The organism is Candidatus Aquicultor sp. (assembly GCF_054640775.1).
On record NZ_JBTSLF010000284.1, the window covers coordinates 1 to 2,895 of the forward strand.

General features: G+C 47.1%; 4 protein-coding genes. All 4 read left to right on the forward strand.

Annotation, left to right across the window (positions count from 1 at the left end):
- On the forward strand, nt 1-259 hold a 259-nt coding region (locus ACYC56_RS14205), incomplete at its 5' end, for a hypothetical protein (RefSeq protein WP_461374826.1).
- 11 nt (nt 260-270) lie between these two features.
- Nucleotides 271-1,107, forward strand: coding sequence for an abortive infection family protein (locus tag ACYC56_RS14210; protein WP_461374827.1), 837 nt, complete (start codon nt 271-273; stop codon nt 1,105-1,107).
- Nucleotides 1,104-2,720, forward strand: coding sequence for a site-specific DNA-methyltransferase (locus ACYC56_RS14215; RefSeq protein ID WP_461374828.1), 1,617 nt, complete (start codon nt 1,104-1,106; stop codon nt 2,718-2,720). The genes ACYC56_RS14210 and ACYC56_RS14215 overlap by 4 nt, the downstream gene beginning before the upstream one ends.
- A partial coding sequence (locus ACYC56_RS14220) for a hypothetical protein (RefSeq protein WP_461374829.1) occupies nt 2,713-2,895 on the forward strand: 183 nt, incomplete at its 3' end. The genes ACYC56_RS14215 and ACYC56_RS14220, both read left to right, overlap by 8 nt.

Consider the following 2,895-nt stretch of genomic DNA (forward strand, 5'->3'; position numbering starts at 1 on the left):
TGAACTTAAGAAACTTGAGATTGATATCAAAACGGCGAAGACCAACGCCAAAAAGATCGTCGATCTCAACGAGAAGCTGACGGCACAGCGGGCTATTAAAGAGACCGAGAAGAGACGCAACGAGATGCGGCGGAAACTCTACGAAGCTCAAGACGAGGTGGAAGCGAAGAAGGAACAGCTCCTCACCAAGATCGAGGCGCAACTCAACCAAACATCATCAATCGAAGAACTCTTCACAATCAAATGGGGCGTCGTTTGACGAGTGAGCGTATGAATAAAGACAGTATTAGTAAGGCCACACGCAATGAATTCCGAGAAGCACTGGTAGCGGCATGTGTCCTTCGGGAAATCAACGATATATTTCAGGGCGCCTATCTAGAGCCGCGATTAGATTACGAACCACCAGTCTTAGGTCAAAGACGCTCATTAGTAGAACAGTACTATGTAAATATTGATTTCAGATCTCCGGCGGACACGCAGAAGCTCATAGCAGCCTATGAAGAAGTAATTGAGAGATTGACTAAGGCAGAATCGCTTAACTCTGAAGTTACGTGGGTACAAACCTACCTTGCCTCGCTGAAACGCAGAATGGAACGAGATGGTTTTCTATTTCAGTCTGGACGCTTTATCTATAACAGAGGGCAGTTGGTATTGAATCATGACTCCATCGTGTCTTTGACACAGGAGAGTATTTCTGAACACCTCAATAAGGCCAGCAACAAAATTGAAAAAGGCGACCATGCTGGGGCAATTGCAAGTGCATACACTCTGTTAGAGGGTTTTCTAAAGGAGATGCTCAGAAAAACCGATACCCCTTTCAATGAGGCCGAGGGCGACATTAGAAATCTGTACAAGCTAGTATCCGTCCCCCTGAATCTAAACCCGAGTGGAGATCACTTGGAAAACTACCTCAAAGCGATTATCGACGGTCTGCAGCGACAAATCAGTGGACTCTATGAAGTGGCGAACAAGGCGAGTGATCGACATGCGAGAAAGTACAATCCTGCGAGGCACCACGCAAAACTTGCTGTTAATGCCGCGTTCACGCTCTGTGAGTTCTTACTGGAATCCTATGAGTACCAGGGACAACGAAAGGGGCAGTCATGAACAATAAACAAAAACTTGAACTAACGTGGATTGGGAAAAATAATTCCGAATACGACATCGCCAACATTGAGCCGCGCATCTTAGAAGAGCGGCCGGATTTGTCGTACGGCGATCCGAATACCGAAAACATGCTCATCCACGGCGACAACCTCCTCGCCCTTAAAGCACTCCTCCCGGAATACCAGGGTAAGGTGAAATGCATCTACATCGATCCGCCGTATAACACGGGCAACGCTTTCGAGCACTATGATGATAGCGTTGAGCATTCAACTTGGCTTTCCCTGATGAAACCAAGATTAGAGTTACTAAGAATGTTAATGAGCGATGATGGCAGTATTTGGATATCAATCGATGATGATGAATCCCATTATTTGAAGATACTTTGTGACGAAGTCTTTGGAAGAAGAAATTTCGTGGCTAATGTTGTCTGGCAGAAAAAGTATGCTGCATCTAACGATGCGCGTTGGCTTTCTGATGTTCATGACCACATACTTGCCTATGCTAAAGACAAGAATACTTGGCGGCCCAACCTTCTCGAACGCTCCGAGGAGTTGAACTCAAAATACTCTAACCCTGATAACGATCCCCGGGGCCCCTGGTATCCGACTAATTTGTCAGTAAAGACTTTCTCTGAAAAGAATTACTATTCGATAACCTCTCCCGCAGGTAAGGAATTCTATCCGCCGCCAACAAGATGCTGGGTTGTTTCTAGGAATAAGTATGAAGAAATGCTCGCAGATAATAGAATTTGGTTTGGCAGTAAGGGTGAATCAAGGCCGTACAAAAAGACTTTTCTTTCTGAGGTGAAGCAAGGCACCGTACCCACTACCCTATGGTTACACCACGACGCAGGACATAATATCCAAGCAAAATCTGAGGCAAGAAGACTTTTTAGCGATGAAAACGACTTGTTCAGCACACCTAAACCAGAGAAGCTCATTAGTTATATCTTAAATATCTCCTCCGATGATCATGATTTGGTCTTAGATTCTTTCCTTGGCTCAGCAACTACAACAGCGGTTGCTCATAAGATGAATAGAAAATACATAGGGATAGAGATGGGTGAGCATGCTTACACGCACGCCCAGAAACGAATGAAGAAAGTTGTTGACGAGCATGATGGCCTAAAGCTATCCGACGAGCTCAATTGGAAGGGCGGCGGCGGGTTTAAGTTCTACGAACTAGCGCCGAGTTTTATCGCCACCGATGAATTCGGCAATCCGGTCATCGATGAGTACTACAACGATACGAAGCTCTTAAAAGCGATGTGCAAGCTCACAAACTACACATTTGCACCGAGTCAGACCGAGTACTGGAAGCACGGCAAGGGCCAGGGCGGGAATCACGTGTATGTAACAACACAAATACTCTCCATGGCGATGGTCCAGCAAATTGCGAGCCACTTGGCCGACGGCGAATCGCTGCAAATCTTTGCCAAGAAGTTTGAACCAGGTTGCGAAAACGTTGACACCCGCATCACGATCAAGAAAATCCCCCAGGCCATTCTCAAGGCCTGCCAGTACGGGAAGAAGGAATACCTTCTCCCCATCCGCGAGCGTGCCATTGAAGAGGTTGAAGTAGAGGACTTCGAAGACGGGAGCGACGATGAGTAAAGAGCAAGCGCTCCAGTACATCACGAACGCAATGAGCCTGCGTACACCGCAGGCGAAGAGTTTGGAGCTGTTCGCCGACTACCTCGAATCGGATGCCGGAAAGCTGGTACTGGAGCGTATGCAGCGCGAGAGTCGTAACGGCGTTGAAACGATCGAAGAGCAGACGCGATCGTAC

What these genes read in the sequence shown, in the direction of transcription:
- ACYC56_RS14210 (WP_461374827.1), top strand. Translation starts at nt 271, where the DNA reads ATGAATAAAGACAGTATTAGTAAGGCCACACGCAATGAATTCCGAGAA.
- ACYC56_RS14215 (WP_461374828.1), top strand. Translation starts at nt 1,104, where the DNA reads ATGAACAATAAACAAAAACTTGAACTAACGTGGATTGGGAAAAATAAT.